This window comes from Streptomyces sp. Mut1, assembly GCF_030719295.1.
Lineage (GTDB): Bacteria > Actinomycetota > Actinomycetes > Streptomycetales > Streptomycetaceae > Streptomyces > Streptomyces castrisilvae.
This window is the reverse complement of the sequence record NZ_CP120997.1, coordinates 7,589,621-7,607,412: the sequence shown is the minus strand read 5'-3', so window position 1 is coordinate 7,607,412 and position 17,792 is coordinate 7,589,621. Positions and strand designations below refer to the sequence as shown.

Below are 17,792 nucleotides of genomic sequence, written 5' to 3'. Positions count from 1 at the left end.
ACACCAACGAGCGGACCGCACAGGGGAAACGGTGGCGTGCGGGTGCCGTGCACGGCAGGCCGTGCGGCGGCCGCCCGCCTCATTCCGGCGCCGAGCCGTCCTCCAGTTCCTTCACGGCCTGCTCCCACAGCTCCGGCAGGAGTTCGCCCAGCGGCAGGCCGCGGTGGGCGACCATGGAGACCTCGGCCCACTGACCGAAGAACGAGAGCCCGACCGCGAAGAGGTGTCCGGGCACGAGCAGGGGCAGCAGTGCGGTGCCGGTCACCTGGCTCTCCCCGAGGCTGCCCTTGTCGGCGAGGGGCATGGAGGTGGCCATGACGTTGGTGACGCGTGGGGAGAGGACCCTGCGCATGTACCACTCGGTGGGGCGGGCCGGCATGAAGCGGACCAGGTCCCCGATGGCCTGCCGCCACACGTCACCCCGGAGCTTCCGGGTAGCCGCCATGACGTGGTCCAGTCGCCGCAGGGCCGCGTCACGGTCCGGGGTCCCGTCCGGGTGGGACGAGGCGATCCGCACCGGGAGTTCCAGCGGCAGGGCGAAGCAGCGGTTTCCCCAGGTCTGTTCCTCGTCGGGGCGCCGTGCGTCGACGGGCAGTACGGCCGTCACCCGTGGGAGAGGTACACCCGAGCGCTGTGACCAGGCCCTCAACGCCCCGGTGAGCGCGGCGAGGTGCACGTCGTGGACCGAGCCGCCGCGGGCCTCGCCGATCCGGCGGAGGGTGTCCACCGGTACGCGGCCCCGCCACAACTGCCGTTCCCCGGCGGGGACGGACACGGCGACGGGGCGGTGTCCACGCACGACGAGGGTGCGCGCGACGAACTTCACGGCCAGACCGACGGCCGAGGCCACACGCCGGGGCATCGCGGCCCGACGGCTCCGGTCCGGCACCGGCCGGGCCGAGGGCTCCCCCTCACCGAGCATGGCCCGGAAGGTCATGGCCGCGGCCGAACCGTCCTGACAGGCGTGGCGGAAGCGGTAGCAGACGGCGTACGCGTCGGGGGCGTGGCCGTGGATCAGCCAGACCCCCCAGTAGGTACCGGCCGCGAACGGGGCGTTGAGCGCGGTGTGCAGGGCGCGGTCCCACCCGGCCGGGCCTTCGGCGACGACCTCGTGCACACGCAGGTCCACGTCGAAGCCGGCGTCCGGCTGCCAGCGGGGCCGCCTGCCGCCCTCGATCCGGCTCGTCAGCAGGGGCAGCTTCCCCAGGCCGTGGCCCACGTATGCGCGGAGGTCGGCGAGGGCGGGGGGCGGGCCGCTGAAGTACGCGACGCCGCCGGCGTCCCAATGGACGTCGGGGCGGCGGCGTTCCAGGTTGAGGAAGGCACGGTCGACGGAGTGGGCGGGCCGGTGGGGAGGGGAAGCGGGGCGCTCGGTCCGGCCCGGCTCGCTGGGGTGGTCCGGCTGAGCGGACGGGGCGGGCCGGGCGGGCGGGATCGACGGGGCGGTCGGCGTGGGTGCCGACTGCGCCGGGGAGCCGGACTGATCGGAATCGGACATGGGGCTTCGGCTCCAATGCGTGACGGTGCGTGCGGGCCGGCGGGGCGGAGGTACGGGTGCGGGCCGCGGACCGGCTCCGTGGCGGGACGTTGTGGACGGCGGCCGGCCATCCAGCCCCGCCGCGTTCCTCAGGATGACCGCGCGCGACGGTGTGCCGGCCCCGGCGGCCGACGCACGCCCTTCCCGAACGGCCCGCATTCCCGCGCGGTGCGGCGGCTGGTTCCGTAGCTCGTTTCGGACCGCTGCGATGCCCGTCGCCCGTGCCGTGTCTGCTCTCCCTCGGCTCGGAGGCCACGGCTGTCCGGCACGGCACGGTCGAAGACGCCTCGGCCGTGGCGCGCTCGGCAAGATCCCTCGAAGGGGGGACGGGCCTCTTGGGCGGGGACGGACGCGGGGACGGTTTCCGCCTTCGGTGGCGGCGTGCGCCTGCCGTCGTGCGCCGTACTCCGTTCGGGTGAGCAGGCCGAATCGGGGGCGTTCGCTCCGGCCGCCGTCTGTCATCGTGTGCCGTGCGCCGGAGATCATCGCGCCCGGAAAGGGCCGACGAGCTGATGGCGAGGCCGGGGACGTCGGGGAAGCGGCGAACGCTCGCAGCACCGGACCGGACCGGCCGGTCGAGCCGCTCGTGGCGTGCCCCGCCGCCGGGACGGCGTGTCGTGTCCCGTCCCGGTCGCCCCACCGACGCTCCCCTCCCCCGCCTCCGCGCGGGCCCGTCCTTCCGAAGCCCTTGGAGCCATGGCCGTGCAAGTCGCCCTCACCGGCGCCACCGGATTTCTCGGACTGCGCCTGCTGCGTCGTCTGCTCGACACGCACCGGTCGCTGACAGTCCTGGCCCACGCGGGATCGGGGGACGCGCTGCGCCGGATCACCCGGTTCTTCGAACTGACGGGCGCACCCGAGGCGTTCACCGCCGAGCTTCCGGTCCGGCTGCGGGTGGTGGAGACCGATCTCGCGCTGCCCAGGCTGGGGCTGCCGGAGCGGGCGTTCCGGGAGCTGGCCGACACCACCAGCGCGATCTGGCACAGCGCGGGCAGCATCAACCTGGAGGGCGACCTTCCCGAGCTGCGCCGGACCAATGTCGAAGGGACACGGCATGTCCTGGAGCTGGCGGCGGCGAGCCGTCTGCGGCCCCGCGTGCACCACGTGAGCACCGCCTTCGTGGCGGGGTCACGGAGCGAGGGGGTGGCGTACGAGGACGAACTCGATGACACCTGCGGCTTCGAGAACGCCTACGAACGCTCCAAGTACGAGGCGGAGCTGCTGGTTCACGCCTGGTCCAGGGAGCACGGCCGGCCGGTCCTGGTCCTGCGGCCGAGCATCCTGGTCACCGACCTGCCGCCGCACCCCGAACTTCCCTCGCATCCGCTGCTCGTCATCGAGCGGATCCTGCGGGAGGCGCTGCGCGCCGCGGGGCCGGCGGGCGACAGTGGTGTGTCACCGCACGCTCCCGGGCGTCACGCCGGGTCCGCCCCGCGCGTCCGGATGGTGGGGCACCGGCACGGCCGGCTGAACCTCTTGCAGGTGGAGCACGCGGCCGAGGTCATGGTGCGGCTGGCCGGGCGGACGCCCTCGGGCGGGGTCGACACGTACCACGTCGTCCATGACCGCGATGTGCCCGTGCCGACGTTCGTGGCCCTGCTGGAGCGGCTGGGTCCGTTCTCGATCGACCTGGTCACCGGCCGCTCGGGGAGGCCGTCGGCCCTGGAGGCTCTGCTGGACTTCTACCCGGGCATGACGGCCTACCTCGCCCACCGGCGACGGTTCGACGACACCCGCGTCAGGGCGCTGCTGGGCCCGTCGGCCGCATCCGCCCCGGTGGGCCTCGACTACCTCTGGTCCGGCCTGGCCCCGGGCCCCCTGCCGCTGTCCGGACCACCCGCGGCGGCGTCCCCGCCCGCTCGCTGCGCCTGACCTCGGGCCAGTCCACCTCAGAGCCCTTCCCCCTCGACCGATCCGCGTCCTGCCCCGTTGGAGCCTTCCCGTGCCCCTCCTCGCCACTGTTTCCGGCTCCCCTGCCGCGTCCCCGCCGGCCTTCGCGCCCGACGGGATCGCGGCCTGCGCCCGGCGCATCCGTGAGCCGGTCCACGTGGTCAGTGGGCCGGACGGCCGTGAGCTGGGGCTGGCGCACGGTCCCACGCCCTCGGGCCGGGTCGTCGGAACGCTGCCTCCGCTGTACCCCGAGTGGCTCGGCGGCCGTACCTTCTGCGAGGCGCACGGTGTCCGGTTCCCTTATGTCGCGGGCGAGATGGCGAACGGAATCGCGACCACGGCCATGGTGTCGGCGATGGCCCGGGGGGACATGCTCGGCTTCTTCGGCGCGGGCGGGCTGGCGTACGGGGAGGTGGAACGGGCCGTACGCACGCTGGTCGACGAGCTGGGCGGGCGCCGGAACTGGGGTGTGAACCTCATCCACTCACCGGCCGAACCGGCCCTGGAGACGCGCGTCGCCGAGCTTCTCGTGCGCTGCGGTGTGCCCCGGGTCTCCGCGTCGGCGTACATGGAGCTGACCCCGGCCGTCGTGTGGTGCTCGGCCCGGGGGCTGCGCCGGGGCGCGGACGGGGACATCGTCCGGCCGACCCGGATGCTCGCGAAGGTCTCCCGGCCCGAGGTGGCCGAAAGGTTCCTCTCCCCCGCCCCGTCCGCCCTCCTGGACTCCCTGGTGGCCGAGGGCAGGCTGACCCGGGAGGAAGCGGATCTGGCGGCCCGTGTGCCGGTGGCCGAGGACATCACGGTGGAGGCGGACAGCGGCGGGCACACCGACAACCGGCCGCTGTCGGTCCTGCTGCCGAGGATCGCCGCGCTGCGCGACACGCTCTGCCGGAGGTTCGGATACCGCCGGCCGGTCGGGATCGGTGCGGCCGGCGGCCTCGGCACTCCTGACGCGGTGGCCGGTGCCTTCGCACTCGGCGCGTCGTACGTGGTCATCGGGTCGGTGAACCAGACCTCCGTCGAGGCCGGTCTGTCCGACGAGGCCAAGGCGATGCTGTGCGACGCGGACATCGCCGATGTGGCCATGGCCCCGGCGGCCGACATGTTCGAGCTGGGGGTGAAGCTGCAAGTGCTGTCGCGCGGCACGATGTTCGCGCAGCGGGCCGGCCGGCTCCACGCGGCGTACCGGGCGCACGGCTCCTTGGAGGAGATCCCGCCCGCCCTGCGGGCCCTGCTCGAACGTGATGTGCTGCGGGCCCCGTTCGAGGAGGTCTGGCAGCGTACGCGGGCGTTCTGGGAGGAGCGCGACCCCGCCGAGATCACGCGCGCGGAGGCGGATTCGAAACACCGGATGGCGTTGGTCTTCCGCTGGTACCTGGGCAGTTCGAGCCGCTGGGCGATCACCGGGCACGGGGCGCGGCGGGCCGACTACCAGATCTGGTGCGGGCCGTCGATGGGTGCCTTCAACCAGTGGGTGGCGGGCAGCCGGCTGGCCGAACCCCGGCACCGGACCGTGGTGCAGATCGCTCTCAACCTGCTCGAAGGCGCGGCCGTGCTCACCCGCGCCCATCAACTGCGTACCCATGGAGTTCCTTTGCCGCCCCAGGCTTTCACCTACGTGCCGTGCGAGCTGGCGTGAGCGGCCCCGGCGTTCCGAAGGCGCCGGCCCTGCCGATGCCCCCGATTCCAGGAGATGCCGTGGACGCCGCCCCGTCCGGCCGCAACCCCGTCGCCGTGGTCGGGGTGGGCGCTCTGGTGCCCGGCGCGACGGACGCGGCCGGTTACTGGCGGATCGTGTGCGGCGGGAGGGACCTGATCACCGAAGTGCCCGCGTCCCGCTGGCGGGTGGAGGACCACTACGATCCGGACCCGGCCGCGCCCGACAAGACGTACGCCCGCCGGGGCGCGTTCCTGCCGGAGGTGGACTTCGACCCGATGGCGTACGGGGTGCCCCCCACCGGTCTGTCGTCGACGGACACGTCGCAGCTCCTCGCTCTGATGGTCGCCGACCAGGTGCTGGCGGACGCCGGGGGCCGGGACCGGGTGGACCGGGAGCGGACCGGTGTCGTCCTCGGCGCGGCCGCCCTGGAACTCCTCCCCCACATGTACGGGCGCACCCATCGCCCGGTGTGGCTCGCCGCGCTGCGGGAGAGCGGTCTCGGGGAGGCGGAGGCGCAGGCCGTGTGCGACCGCATCTCGGCGCGATTCGCTCCGTGGCGGGAGTCGACCTTTCCCGGCCTGCTGGGCAATGTCGTCGCCGGCCGGATCGCCAACCGGTTCGATCTGCACGGCATCAACCACACCACCGACGCCGCGTGTGCCAGTTCCCTGGCGGCGCTGTCCACGGCGGTCGGTGAGCTGGCGCTCGGCCGGGCCGATCTGGTGATCAGCGGGGGTGTGGACACGGGGAACGACGTCGGCATGTTCCTCTGCTTCTCCAAGACGCCCGCGCTGTCGCCCAGCGGTGACTGCCGGCCGTTCTCGGCCGCGGCGGACGGCACCATGCTCGGCGAGGCGGTCGTCATGTACGCGCTGAAGCGATTGGCGGACGCGGAGCGGGACGGCGACCGGATCCACGCGGTGATCCGGGGCATCGGCACCTCGTCCGACGGCAGGAGCACGGCGATCTACGCCCCGCTGCCCGACGGGCAGGCGAAGGCCCTGCGACGCGCCTACGAGGACGCGGGGTACGGGCCGGAGACCGTGGAACTGGTCGAGGCGCACGGGACGGGCACCAAGGCCGGGGACACCGCCGAACTGGCCGCTCTGGGCGAGGTGTTCGGGGCGTCGGGCCGTACGGACGGCCCCTGGTGTGCGATCGGTTCGGTGAAGTCGCAGATCGGCCACACCAAGTGTGCGGCGGGCGCGGCGGGGCTGCTCAAGGCCGTCATGGCCCTGCACCACAAGGTGTTGCCGCCGACCGTGAAGGTCGAGCGGCCCAACCCGGCGGCCGCCGCTCCGGACGGCCCGTTCTACGTGAACACCGAGACGCGCCCCTGGGTGCGGCCCGCCGGGCATCCACGCCGGGCCTCGGTGTCGAGTTTCGGCTTCGGCGGAAGCAACTTCCACGTCACGCTGGAGGAGTACGAACCCTCGGGCGCCCCGGGCCGCGTGGCCCTGCGCCACCGGACGGCGCCGGGCGAACTGGTCCTGTTCAGCGGCGCGTCCCCGGCGGACCTGGCGCTCCCGGGTCCGGACGACGGCCGTCCGCTCGCCGCGCGGGCGCGGGAGAGCCACACCGCCTTCTCCCCCACCGACCGGGTGCGCCTGGCGATCGTCGCCGACGACGGTGAGGACCTGAGGGAGAAGTACGGGCAGGCGCTCGCGCTGATCGGACAGCGGCCCGGCACGGCGTTCTCCACACCGTCCGGAATCCGGTACGCGTACGGGGAGCCCGAGCCCGGCCGCATCGGCTTCCTGTTTCCCGGACAGGGCTCCCAGTACGTCGGGATGGGCGCCGACCTCGCGATGCTGGCGCCCGCCGCCCAGGCCGTGTGGGACCGGCTGGGCGGCACCCGCTTCGAGGGGCGGCCCCTGCACCGGGCCGTGTTCCCGCCGCCCGCCTTCACCGAGGAGGAACGGGCGGCCCGGCGGGCGCTGCTGGACGCCACCGAGTGGGCGCAGCCCGCGCTCGCGGTGCACGCGCTGGCGGTGCTGGAGGTGGTGCGGGAGCTGGGGTTGCGTCCGGACTGCGTGGCGGGGCACAGCTTCGGTGAGCTGGTGGCGCTGCACTGCGCGGGTGTGCTGGACGCCGAGTCGTTGGTGGGGCTCGCCCGTCGCCGTGGTGAGCTGATGCGGGACGCGGCGGGTGTGCCGGGTGCGATGCTGGCCGTGGCGGCCGACCGGGAGCAGGTCGCGGAGGTGCTGGCCGGGGGCGGATTCGGTGATCTCTGGCCGGCCAATCACAACGCCCCCCGCCAGGTGGTGCTTTCGGGGTCCGCGGAGGCTGTCGGGCGCGCCGAGACGGCGTTCGCCGACGAGGGGGTGGTGACCCGGCGGCTGGCCGCGTCGAACGCCTTCCACAGCCCGCTGGTCGCACCGGCCGCCGAGCCGCTCTCCGCGTATCTGCGCACTGTGCCGCTCACGGGGCCCGGGATCGAGGTCTACGGCAACGCCGACGCGGCGCCGTACCCCTCGGCCCCCGAGGAAGTGCGCCGCCGGATCACCGGTCACCTCGCCTCGCCTGTGCTGTTCCAGGACCAGATCGGGGCGATGTACGCGAGCGGCGTGCGGACCTTCGTCGAGATCGGCGCGGGGAACGCGCTGACCGTCCTGGTGGGACAGATTCTCGGTGACCGCCGGCACGCGGCCGTCTCCCTGGACCGGCCGGGCCGCAACGGGGTCACCAGCCTGCACACCGCGCTCGGTGAACTCGCCGTGCTCGGTGTCCCCCTCGACCTCGGCACTCTCTGGGCCCCTTACGACTCGCCCGAAACCTCTGCGAAGGAGCGCGCGCCCCGAATGACCGTGAAGATCAGCGGAGCCAACTGCCACGCGGCCGCCGAGCCGGCCCCCGGGCCGGAGGGCGAACCGGAACACCGGCCGGAGCCCGCGCACGTATCCGAGTCCGACACCGAGGCGGCCCCCATGCCCGCGTACGCCCCCGCGTCCGCTCCCGTTCACGCCCAGCCGGCGGCGCCCGTACCCGCACCCACGCGCGCGCCCGAGGCCATCCCGCACAGTGCCGGCCTGTACGCGGCGGTCGACCAGGTACACCGGCAGACGGCCGAGGCCCACGCGGCCTGCCAACGCATGCTGGCGGACAGTCACATGGCCTTTCTCCGGATGACCGAGGCGAGCCTGGCCGCGATGCTTGGAATGCCTTCCGTCGGGGACACGGACACACTCACCGCACCCGTTCCCCCGGGACCGCTGCCGCTCTCCCTCCCCTCGTCACCGCCGCGGACGCCGGTCACGGGGGCGATCGGCACCACGGCGGCCGTGCCCGCTCCGGCCGCACCCGCCGACCCCGTACCTCGGGCACCCGCCGATCCCGTACCCGTACCGGCTCCGGTTCCGGTTCCGGTTCCGGTTCCGGTTCCGGTCGATGGTGACGGTGATGGTGTCGTGTCCCTGTCGCCGTCGGAGCTGGAAGAACTCCTCCTGTCGGCGGTGGCCCGGCTCACCGGCTATCCGGCCGACATGCTCGACATGGACATGGAGCTGGAGGCGGACCTCGGAGTCGACTCCATCAAGCGGGTCGAGATCCTGTCGGCCGTACGCCGTGAGCTGGGTGACCTCGCGGCCGGAGACTTCGGGCACCTCGGCCGGCTCCACACCCTGCGCGAGATCGTCGACGCGCTCGCCACGGGCCCCGGACCCGCGTCTTCCGCCGGCACCGCCGCTCCGGAGGGTGCCGGGTTTCCCGGACTCCACGCCGCGTCCGGCGAGCAGGCCGCGCTGACGAGGCTCGTCCCGCGCATGGTGGAGTCACCGGCCGCCGGCCTGGCGACAGCGGGGCTGCTGGGCGGTCCGGTCGTCGTGACCGGTGAGGGCCCGGACGGGTGCGGGCTGACCGGCCTGGTCGCCCGCAAGCTCGCGGAGCACGGCGTGAACGCCGTCTTCGCGGCGACGGTGCCCCCGGACGCACGGGCCGTCGTCCATCTCGGCGGGCTGACCGCGGCCGCCACGCGGGAGGCGGCCGGAGAGGTCCACCGGTCGGCGCTCCGTGCGGCGCGTACGGTGGCGGCGCGGGCGGCCGAAGGCGGCGCCCTGTTCGTGACCGTGCAGGACACCGGGGGCGACTTCGGGCTCGGCGGCCGCGCCGCCGGCCGTGCCTGGCTCGGCGGGGTCGCCGGTCTGGCCAGGACCGCGGCGAAGGAGTGGCCGGACGGCTCGGTCAGGATCGTCGACTGCGAGCGGGGCGGCCGGGACGACGAGACCGTCGCCGACGCGGTCGTACGGGAACTGCTCGAAGGCGGCGCCGACAGGGAGGTCGGCCTCCGCGCGGACGGCACCCGGGCCCTGTTGCGGATGGTGCCCTCCGCGGTGACGTCCTCCGGCGACGGTGCCCGGCGGATCACCTCCTCGTCCGTGATCGTGGCCACCGGCGGCGCGCGCGGTGTGACCGCCGCCGCCCTGCTGGACCTGGCCAGGACCCACCGTCCGCGGATCGTCCTGGTGGGCCGAACCGACCCGGGCACCGAACCCGAGGGGCTCCAGTCGGCGTCCGACGAGCCGTCGCTCACCCGCCTGCTCGCGGAACGCGCCGGTGCGGGCGCGGCGGCCTCCTCGCCCGCGCGGATCGCGGCGCGGGCCAGGGAGATCCTGGCGGCGCGCGAGGTGCGCGCGACGCTGGCGGCGCTGGAGGCGGCCGGCTCACCGGTCAGGTACGTCCGGGTGGATGCCCGCGACGGTGACACCCTCGCGGCCGCCCTTCGCGAGGTACGGGACACCTGGGGTCCGGTCACCGGCATCGTGCACGGTGCGGGTGTGCTGGCGGACAAGCGGATCGCCGACAAGAGCGACGACCAGGCCGAGCTGGTGATCTCCACCAAGGTGGACGGTCTGCGGGCTCTGCTGGCGGCGACGGCGGACGATCCGCTGGAGACGATCTGCCTGTTCTCCTCGGTGGCCGCCGTGTTCGGCAACCCGGGGCAGAGCGACTACGCCATGGCCAACGAGGTCCTTCATCAGGTCGCGTCGGCCGAGCAGGCCCGCCGCCCCGGCTGCCTGGTGCGGTGCGTGGCCTGGGGGCCCTGGCAGGGCGGCATGGTGACGCCGTCCCTCGCGGCGCACTTCGGCCGGTCCGGGGTTCCGCTCATCCCGCTGGAACAGGGCGCCGCCGCCTTCACCGCCGAGTTGGGCACCGCTCCCGGGGAGGCCCGCGTCGTCCTGGTGGCCGGGGACGACCCGGCCGCCCTGGCGCCGGCCGCCGGTCCTTCCGGGGCGCAACTGCTGGTCCGCTCCGACTCGCTGCCGCAACTGGCCGACCACGCGCCCGCCGACGTCCCCGTGCTGCCCGTGGCGATGGCCCTGAACTGGTTCGCCGGCGCGGCCGCTTCATGGCTGCCGGCCGGACCGTTCGCCTTGCGGGACCTGCGGGTGTACAGGACGTGCCCCCTGCCGGATCTCGCGGGTACGGGCCACCTGCTCTCCCTGCTCGGCAGCACGGGCGCGCCCGGTGCGCCCTCGGGGCTGGAGGCTGAGCTGCGGGGCGAGGACGGTCTGGCGTTCTACCGTGCGGTGCTGGACACCTGGGCCGACAGCCCGGTTGCGGACCCGTGGGAGACCCCCGAGGGTCTGAAGCCGCTCGACGCGTCCTCCCCGTACGCGGGGACGGCCCTGTTCCACGGGCCCCGGTTCCACGCGCTGCGAAAGGTGAGCGGCGTGTCGGACGACGGGGCCGAGGCGACCGTGGTGGGCGTGCGCGGCCTGGAGTGGGCGGGCGCGCACTGGCCGCTCGACGCCGCTGCCGCGGACGGCGCCCTGCAACTCGCCCTGCTCTGGGCGGAGGCGGTGCTCGGGGCGGGGACGCTGCCGATGGCCGTCGCCGAGTGCAGGGTGCACCGGCGCGGTCCGGTGGACGGCGCCGTGCGGTGTGTGGTCCGCGGGCGCAAGGCGCACACCACGGGGGCGCGCTGCGACGCGGCACTGGTCGATGCCGACGGGTCCGTCCTGCTGGAGCTGATCGGTGTCGAACTCGTCCGCCGTCCTTCCTGACACCGCCGTCGGACCCACGCCCTGCCGGTTTCCCGCCCTGTCCTCGAAGTGAGCGCCCGTATGGATTTCGAACCGATCGCCGTCGTCGGCCGGGGCTGTGTGCTGCCCGGTGCGCTCGACCCGGACACGTTCTGGGAGAACATCGCCGCGGGCCGCAGCAGCCTGTCAGCCGCCCCGGCGGGGCGGTGGCGGGTCCCGCGCCGCTGGGTGATGGGCTCGGTGGACGACCACCTCGACCGCACCTGGAGCGAGGTCGGCGGCTATGTCGAGGGGTTCGGTTCCGTCTTCGATCCGGGCGGTTTCCGCGTCGCCCCGGAGCGGATCTCCTCACTGGATCCGCTGTTCCACTGGGTCCTGTACGGGGTGCGGCAGGCGCTCGCCGAGGCGGGCCGGGTGGGTCCGCTGCCGCGCGGCGGGCTGGTGCTGGGCAATCTGTCGTACCCGACGCAGACCGGGGCCGCCTTCGCCGAACACGTCTGGCTCTCCGCGCAGCGACCGCCGCTGCGCGACGCCCTGCTGGCGGGTGCGCGCCGCCCACGTCCCGACGCCCGCAACCGCTTCTCCTCCGGGCTGCCCGCCGTGTTCGCGGCCCGCGCGCTCGGGCTCGGCGCGGGGGCGTGGTCCCTCGACGCCGCCTGTGCGTCCTCGTTGTACGCGGTCAAGCTGGCGTGCGACCGGCTGCATGACGGCACGGCAGATCTGATGGTGGCGGGTGCGGTCAGCCGGCCCGATCCGCTCTACCTGCATGTGGGGTTCTGCGGGCTGTCCGCGACCAGCCGTACCGGGCGCAGTCGCCCGTTCCACCAGGACGCGGACGGGCTGGTGCACGGCGAGGGCGCCGGGTTCGTCGCCCTGATGCGGCTGTCCGACGCCAGGGCCTCGGGTGTCTCCGTGCTCGGTGTGATCCGGGGCGTGGGGCTCTCCAACGACGGACGCGGATCCGGGCTGATCAGCCCGTCCGAGGAGGGCCAGGTCCGGGCCATGCGCCTGGCGTACGACATGGCGGGCGTCGCCCCCGAGTCGGTTTCGCTGGTCGAGTGCCATGCGACGGGGACGCCGGTCGGGGACGCGGTGGAGGCGCGTGGCATGGCCCGGGTCTTCGGTGCGGCGGATGACGTGCCCGTCGGCTCGGTGAAGTCCAATGTCGGGCATCTGCTGGCGTCGGCCGGTGCGGCCGGGCTGCTCAAGGTGCTCGGGGCGCTGCGGGCCGGGGTGCGTCCGGCGACGCTCGGGGTGCGACGGCCGCTCGACGCGCTGGCGGGTACGCCCTTGCGGGTACTCTCGGCGCCGGAGGAGTGGACGGGGCCGCGCAGGGCGGCGGTCAGTGCCTTCGGGTTCGGCGGCACGAACGCCCACCTGATCGTGGACCTTCCCGACGACGTGTCACGGCCGGCCGTGCCCCGGCCGGCGCGGGGCTCGGGGCGGACCGGCCGCGCTCAGGAGTCCCGCCAGGATTCCTACCCGGATTCGGCTGCGACTTCTGGGGCGGCGGCCGGGAGGGCGGACGGCCGTGCCCCGGTGGCGATCGTCGCGATCGGTGCCCGGGTGGGCGAGGGGAAGTCCGCGGAGGACTTGCGCCGGGCGGTGCTGGGCGGTGAACGGCGTGGTCCTGCCGCGGAGTTCGCCGTGGGGCTGACGGATCTGTGCTTCCCTCCGCTGGGTCTGGAGCGGACCGTACGCCATCAGCTCCTGGTGCTGGAGGCCGCCCGGGAGGCGGTGCGGTCGGTGCGGCTGCCCCGCGAGCGGACCATGGTCGTCATCGGGACGGGGGTGGACCCGGAGGTGGCTCGGGCCGGTGCCCGCTGGCGGGTGCCGCACTGGCTGGAGGAGGCGGGACCGAGCGCCCGCGTACCGGCGGACGCCGCCCGGGACGCGTTTGCTCCGCCGATGACGGCGGAGGGCGTGGTGGGCAGCATGCCGAATCTCGCAGCCAACCGCATCAGCACCCAACTCGACCTCGGCGGGCCGGGGTTCACGGTGTCCGCCGAGGAGGCCTCCGGGACGGTCGCGCTGGAGCTCGCGGCCAGGGCCCTGCGTGCGGGCGAGGCCGACGCCGCGCTCGTCGGTGCCGCCGACCAGTGCTGCCAGGCGGTCCACCGGGCCGCCCTGCGGGAGTTGGGGCACGAGGACGTGCCGGGGGACGCGGCGGTCGTCCTCGTCCTGAAGCTGCTGGACGCCGCGCGCGGGGACGGTGACACCGTCGTCGCCCTGCTGGACGAGGAATGCGCCGACGCGCCGGACGTGGTCATCGGCGACGGCCCCGACGTGGCGTTCGACCCGGCGGCGGCCTTCGGGCGTGCTCATGCGGCGTCCGGGCTGGTCTCCGTGGCAGTCGCCGCGCTCGCCCTCCAGCACCGCGCGGTCCCCCGCCCGGGTGAGCCGGCCGACACCGGGGCCGTTCCCCGGACCGCGCGGGTCGCGGTGGCGCCGCTGGAGGGACCGGCCGTGAGCGTACGGCTGCGCGCCGGGGACGCCCGGCCGTGGCTGCGCGGTCCTGCTCCGAGCCTGCACGTCTTCTCCGGGGCGGACCGCCGGGAGGTACTGGCCGCGCTGGATGCCGGGGTGGAGTCCGGCGCGGGCCCGGCCCGGCTGGCCCTCGTGGCCGACGGGGACACCGTGCCCGCGCACCGCAGGGAAGCCGCCCGCCGCTGGCTGGCGGAGGGCGGGGCCCGGCCGGCCGACGTGCTGTACCGGGACGCGCCGGTCGAGGGGCGGACCGCGTTCGTGTACACCAACGGCTCGGCCGCCTACGAGGGCATGGGCCATGAGCTGATGCTCGCCCTGCCGTCGCTGGCCGAGACCGTCCGCGACCGACACGGGGTACGGGGTACGCGGTTGCGGTCCGGGGTGCGACAGGGGGTGCTCCAGCAGATCTGGACCGCCGCGGAACTGGCGGTGTGCCACACGGTGTTCAGTCGCGAGGTGCTCGGGCTGCGGCCGGATGCCGCGATCGGCTACTCCTCGGGCGAGTCGGCCGCGCTGGTCGCGCTGGGGGCGTGGCCGGACGCGAAGGGGCTGTACGAGGCCACGCGGGAGAGCGGCCTGTTCACCACCGAGCTCAGCGGCGAGCTCCGGGCGGTGCGACGGCACTGGCAGCGGCGGGGCGTCCGGGGTTCCAAGTGGGCGAGTTACCTGGTCGGTGCCCCGCTGGACGTGGTCCGTGCGGCGCTCGCCGAGGAGGCCGCCGTGCATCTGATGGCGGTGAACGCTCCCGGGATCTGCGTCATCGGCGGCGAGTCCCGGGCGTGTGCGGGAGTCGTGGCCCGGCTGGGTGCCGGCCTCGCCATCGAGCTGGACTACGACATCGCGGCCCACGCACCGGAGCTGGCGGAGGTCAGGGAGGTGTGGCGCGCGGTCCATCACCGTCCCACGGTGGACGTGCCCGGTGTGCGGTTCTACAGCGGAGCAACCGGGCGGTCCTACCGGCCGACGACCGAACGGGCGGCCGATGCGATCACCGCGCAGGGCATGGGCACGATCGACTTCGCGGCCATGATCGAGCAGGCCTGGGCCGACGGGGTCCGGGTCTTCGTGGAGCACGGGCCGCGGAGGCTGTGCACCGGCTGGATCAGGCGGGTGCTCGGCGACCGGGAGCACGTGGCCGTGGCGCTGGACGCCCCGCAGGACACGGGTCTGCGGCAGCTGTGTCTGTCGGTGGCCGAACTCGTCGTCGCCGGAGTTCCGGTGCGCCACGAGGAGTTGCTCGCCCGGCTCGGCGGTGCCTCGACCGGACTCCCGGATCCCGGGCCCACCGTCACCGTTCCCGTGGTCCCGTCCCCGTCCCTGCCCCACCTGGAGCCCGCTGTGACGACCCTGCCCCGAGCCCCGGAACTGGCCCCGGTTCCCGACCACGGCAGTCCGGCCGCCCCGGCACCCCGGGTCTCCGAGAGCCCCGCCACGCTCCCGGCCGCCTCCCCCGCCGCTGTGCCGGTGCCGGAGGGCGCGCGGGCCGCGGTCGTCCGGCTCGGTCTGCGGGCCGCCGAGCTGCACCGGGAGGTGATGGCCTGCCACACCGGGACCCACCAGCGATTCCTGCGGATGTCGGCGCTGACCGTGACCGCGTTGGCTTCTGCCGGAACCCGGGCCCCCGCCCCCGGCCCCGTGCAGTCGCCCGGGCTCGCCGCGCCCCGTCCGGCCGGCCGGCTCGCTTCGCCCGCCCCGGTGCGGCCGAAGCCCGCCCCCGTGCCGGGTGCGCCCGCTTCACCGCTGCCCGCTTCACCGCCGTCGCCCGAGCCGAAGCCGGGACCGAAGTTCGACCGCGCGCAACTGGAGTACCTCGCGGCGCACGAGATCTCCGCCCTGTTCGGGCCCCGGTTCGCCGAGCAGGACGGATACGCGGTGCAGACCCGGATGCCGGGCCCTCCCATGCTGTTCGCCGACCGGGTCACCGGAATCGACGCGGTGCCCGCGGCCCTCGCCATGCCGGGGCCGGTGCGCACCGACGGCAGGATCTGGACGGAGACCGACATCCGGTCCGACAGCTGGTATCTGGACTCCACGGGGCGCATGCCGTCCGGCCTGCTGATCGAGGCGGGCCAGGCCGACCTGCTCCTGCTGAGCTGGCTGGGCGCCGATCTCCTCAACCGGGGTGAACGCGCCTACCGGCTGCTCGGCTGCGAGGTGACCTTTCACGGTCCCCCGCCGGGAGCCGGTGACACCCTGTCCTTCGAGATCCATATCGACGGCCACGCGGAGGCGGAGGGCGTGCGGCTGGCCTTCTTCCACTACGACTGTTACGTGGACGGCGAGCTACGGCTCAGTGTCCGCGAGGGCCAGGCCGGCTTCTTCACCCCCGCGGAACTCTCCGGAAGCGGCGGGATCCGGTGGGACCCGGCCGAGTGTCCGCCGGACGGCTCCCTGCCCCTCGACCCGCCCGCCGTGCCCTGCGAACGGACCCGATTCGGCACGGAGCGCCTCCGGGCCCTGGCCGAGGGGCGGCCGGCGGACTGCTTCGGTCCCGGCTGGGAGGCCACGGCGGCCCACATCCGCTCGCCGCACCTCGACGGCGGCAGGCTGCGGCTGTTGGACGAGGTGAGCGCCTTCGACCCGGCCGGAGGCCCGTGGGGCCGGGGCTATCTGCGCGCCGAGACGGCGTTGGCACCGGAGGACTGGTTCTTCGCCGGGCACTTCAAGAACGACCCCTGCATGCCCGGCACCCTGATGTTCCAAGGCGGCCTCCAGGCGATGGCCTTCTACCTGACAGCCATGGGGTACACCGTCGACCGGGACGGCTGGCGCTTCGAACCGGTCGACGGCCGGCCCTACCGGACCAAGTGCCGGGGCCAGGCGACGCCCGGGAACCGACGCGTCGTCTACGAGGTGTTCGTACGCGGTGTCTCGGCGGGCCCGGTGCCGACACTCCACGCCGACGTGCTGGGCTCGGTGGACGGGGCGAAGGCGTTTCTGGGCCGCGGCATGTCCCTGCGGCTGGTGCCCGACTGGCCGCTCTCGCAGTGGCGGCTGACGGGCCCCGGTGCCGTACAGACCGATGCAGCCCCGGTACCTCTGCCTCGGTTGGGCGGGCTGGTGGGCCATCGTGAGGACGGGCCGGTGGCCACGGCCGGCGACGGGTTCCCCTTCGACTACCCGTCGCTGCTGGCGTGCGCCTGGGGCAGGCCGAGCGAGGCGTTCGGCACGATGTACGAGCGCTTCGACGGCCCCCGGGGGGTGGCGCGGCTCCCCGGTCCCCCGTACCACTTCATGAGCCGGATCGTGTCGGTGGACGGGGCCCAGGGAGGGATGCGGGAGGGCAGTTGTGTCGTCGCGGAGTACGACGTGCCCGACCGGGCGTGGTTCTTCGAGCAGAGCGGTGGCCGCACCATGCCGTTCGCGGTCCTCATGGAGACCGCGCTGCAACCCTGCGGCTGGCTCGCCTCGTACGTGGGCAGCGCCCTGACGACCGACGTGGACCTGCTGTTCCGCAACCTCGACGGCACGGGGACGGTGACCGGCGAGGTGACCCCGGCGGCCCGCACGGTCCGTACCCGCGCCGAACTGACGCGCGTCTCGCGCAGCGGCGACCTGATCATCGAGTCGTTCCGGGTGTCGTGCTCGGCCGACGGCGTGCCCGTGTTCGCTCTCGAAACCGTCTTCGGCTACTTCCCGAGGTCGGCCTTCGAGGACCAGCAGGGCCTGGCCGCGTCGGCGGATGACCGGAACCGTCTGGCCGAGCCCTGCGACCGTACCGTCGACCTGACCTCGCGGCCCGACCGCTACTGCGGCGGCGAACTGCGTCTGCCGGGGCCCATGCTGCTGATGCTGGACCGGATCACGGGCTACTGGCCGCAGGGGGGCTGTGCGGGGCTGGGCCGGTTGCGGTCGGAGAAGGACGTCCGCCCGGACGCCTGGTTCTTCCGGGCCCACTTCTTCCAGGACCCCGTACAGCCGGGCTCCTTGGGCATCGAGGCCATGTGCCAGCTGCTCCAGTTCCACCTGCTCGACGGCGGTGCGGCCGCCGGTGTGCCGCGCCCCCGGTTCGAGCCGGTGCTCCCCGACCGGGAGACGGCCTGGACGTACCGCGGCCAGATCACCCCCGCCCACCGGCTGATCCGGGTGGACATGGACATCGTGGAGAGCGGCACGGACGAGCGGGGCCCCTACGCGGTGGCGGACGCGTCACTGTGGGGCGACGACACCTGCATCTACCGGGTGCGCGGGCTGGGCATGCGTGTGGTGTCGGAGCCGGACCGGGGATGAGGAGACC

General features: G+C 74.4%; 5 protein-coding genes. 4 read left to right on the top strand and 1 reads right to left on the bottom strand.

The annotated features are described in order from the left end of the window. Positions 1–79 precede the first annotated feature (79 nt). Positions 80–1,498, bottom strand: a complete 1,419-nt coding sequence (locus P8A18_RS32905) for a condensation domain-containing protein (RefSeq protein WP_306060543.1) — start codon at positions 1,496–1,498, stop codon at positions 80–82. Positions 1,499–2,233: 735 nt separating this feature from the next. Here P8A18_RS32905 and P8A18_RS32900 point away from each other — a divergent pair. From P8A18_RS32900 to P8A18_RS32885, 4 genes are all read left to right on the top strand, one after another. Beyond that, positions 2,234–3,409 (top strand): SDR family oxidoreductase, encoded by a 1,176-nt coding sequence (locus P8A18_RS32900; RefSeq protein ID WP_306060541.1) that lies wholly within the window; start codon positions 2,234–2,236, stop codon positions 3,407–3,409. Between the two features lie 70 nt (positions 3,410–3,479). Beyond that, positions 3,480–5,066, top strand: coding sequence for a PfaD family polyunsaturated fatty acid/polyketide biosynthesis protein (locus P8A18_RS32895; RefSeq protein ID WP_306060539.1), 1,587 nt, complete (start codon positions 3,480–3,482; stop codon positions 5,064–5,066). Between the two features lie 35 nt (positions 5,067–5,101). Beyond that, complete coding sequence (locus P8A18_RS32890) at positions 5,102–11,089, top strand: SDR family oxidoreductase (protein ID WP_371933745.1); 5,988 nt, start codon at positions 5,102–5,104, stop codon at positions 11,087–11,089. 60 nt (positions 11,090–11,149) lie between these two features. Then, a complete protein-coding gene (locus tag P8A18_RS32885; protein ID WP_306060535.1) occupies positions 11,150–17,785 on the top strand; it encodes a polyketide synthase in 6,636 nt (2,211 codons plus the stop codon). The last annotated feature ends 7 nt before the right edge of the window (positions 17,786–17,792 follow it).

What these genes read in the sequence shown, in the direction of transcription:
- P8A18_RS32905 (WP_306060543.1), bottom strand. Translation starts at nt 1,498, where the DNA reads ATGTCCGATTCCGATCAGTCCGGCTCCCCGGCGCAGTCGGCACCCACG.
- P8A18_RS32900 (WP_306060541.1), top strand. Translation starts at nt 2,234, where the DNA reads ATGGCCGTGCAAGTCGCCCTCACCGGCGCCACCGGATTTCTCGGACTG.
- P8A18_RS32890 (WP_371933745.1), top strand. Translation starts at nt 5,102, where the DNA reads ATGCCCCCGATTCCAGGAGATGCCGTGGACGCCGCCCCGTCCGGCCGC.
- P8A18_RS32885 (WP_306060535.1), top strand. Translation starts at nt 11,150, where the DNA reads ATGGATTTCGAACCGATCGCCGTCGTCGGCCGGGGCTGTGTGCTGCCC.